This is a genomic window from Demequina sp. B12 (genome assembly GCF_028823635.1).
Taxonomy (GTDB): Bacteria; Actinomycetota; Actinomycetes; order Actinomycetales; family Demequinaceae; genus Demequina.
Map to the genome: position 1 here is coordinate 1 of NZ_JAPEHU010000006.1, position 1,863 is coordinate 1,863.

At 61.6% G+C, this 1,863-nt stretch carries 2 protein-coding genes; both read left to right on the forward strand.

Features of this window, described 5'->3' with window-relative positions:
* The coding region (locus ON058_RS11030; protein ID WP_274669111.1) for a hypothetical protein at nucleotides 1-695 on the forward strand (695 nt) is incomplete at its 5' end.
* 125 nt (nucleotides 696-820) lie between these two features.
* A complete protein-coding gene (locus ON058_RS11035) occupies nucleotides 821-1,750 on the forward strand; it encodes a hypothetical protein (RefSeq protein ID WP_274669112.1) in 930 nt (309 codons plus the stop codon).
* Nucleotides 1,751-1,863 lie beyond the last annotated feature (113 nt).

Sequence of the window (1,863 nt, forward strand, 5' to 3'; positions counted from 1 at the left end):
CATGGAACTACTCGTGCGGCCCGCTGTGGTCCAACACCGTGCGAGTCCTGCGTCGACGCATGCCAAGTGCAGAGTACTTCGGCGGCTGGGAGTTCCAGGAACGAGGCGCACGCCATATCCACCTGATCTTGCGGATTCACCACCGGGACGCACTCGCCGAGCACGAGATCCTGGAGTCTATTCAGCCCGTGACCACGCGCGACCATCATGGCCGTGTCGTGCGTTGGGGCCGTGACCTGCACATCAAGCGCCTGACACGTCGCGACGGATTGCCCGCCAACGCCTTCCGTGACAATCGGCGCGCCCGCATCCTCAACTACCTCCTCAAAGCAGTCGGATACACAGTCAAGGACACACAAAACGACCCCACATGGACCAGCCCTGACGTCAACGCGCACTTCACCAGGCTCGACCTTGCCGCACACCACTACAAATGCACGAAATGTCAGCCCGGCATTAAGTGTGCCAGCCTTATCCACCGCCGATGGGGAGCACGCAGCCGGGTCGTGCTGGCATCTCGCTCATCCCACGACAACGCCAGGCCAGGCTGGTCACCACGCAAAATGACACGAAGAAAGCAGGCCGAGCATCGCCGCAACTATCAAAGACTCCAAGACCTCCGGAACTTGCCGCTTTACCGACCCCACCTTGACGCCGAACGTTTCAAACAGCACATCCGTGATATACGATCCTGACCAACGCCGCGTGTGGTGCGACCAAGACCACTGTGCGTTCTGCGCCTCTGCTGTCTGCGGTGCCTCCGCGTCAGAAGGCCGACCCGAACTGCCCGATCCATGGCATCGAGCCAGAAGGAGAACTCGTGGACGCATCAGCCGCGCTCAAGTTCAACCGCCAGTCCGTCGCTGCTGGCGTGATGGCCGGTGCCGTCGTGCTCGGTGCGTGCTCGTGTTCGACGAACCCTGGCCCGGACCCGGACATCTCTCCGACGACCTCCGTCGAGCAGACGGTGGAGCCGACCGCACAGCCTTCCATTGGCGAGAACGGTGAGGTCGTTGCCGATGACGCTTGGGTGGATAACGGCTCCGGCTTCCCTCCCATGGGCATCACGTTCCCTGCCGCCACGGACGAGAACTACGAGTTCTCCGAGGAGCCTCAGGGGCGCGCTGAGCAGTGGATCTTCGACAACCACCCTGACATGTGGGAGCGGGGCGTGCGCGCGGTCACTTTTAGCCGCATGATCGATGAGAACTGGGAAGAGGTGCCTGGCGCACTCGTCCAGTACATCGACGGTGAGCGCTTCGAAGGCAGCGAGAAGATGCCTTTGGGCTTCCGCGCGGCTACGACTGACCCGAACGTGGTTCCGTCTGACACGGTCCCTGACAGGGTTAAGGCTTTCGACGACCTCTCCGTCCCGATGACCGAGGCCGGGAACATCGGTCAGGGCGGCTACGAGGTCTTTATCACCGAGAACGCCAGTGGCGCGCGTGATGCGGGCGTCGGGGTCACTGACGACAACGATGTCGAGTTGATCGTGAGCCGCATCGGCAACTACAAGCCGCTCGACGAAGACGGCGTGATGCGCTTCGCCACCATCGACGAGGCGCTGGCCTGGGTCGAGGAGAACGGCTACCTTCCGGGCGGCGAGGGCATGCGTCCGCTGTACCCTGGCGAGGTCACTTCTCTGACGATTACAGAAGAGTCTGGAACTCCGGGCAACTACACCTACGAGACAAAGGTGTACGACTCGTCTAAGGATGAGTGGGTCGTGCTTCGCACCGTCAACATGTAGCAGCGCAAGCCAAGCGAAGACCAGTGCCCCGGAGTTTCTCGGTCTAGTAACAGATTTCTCGGTCTAGTAACAGATTTCTCGGCGCAGCCGCTAAGAATCCCTTCTCGCGCTGC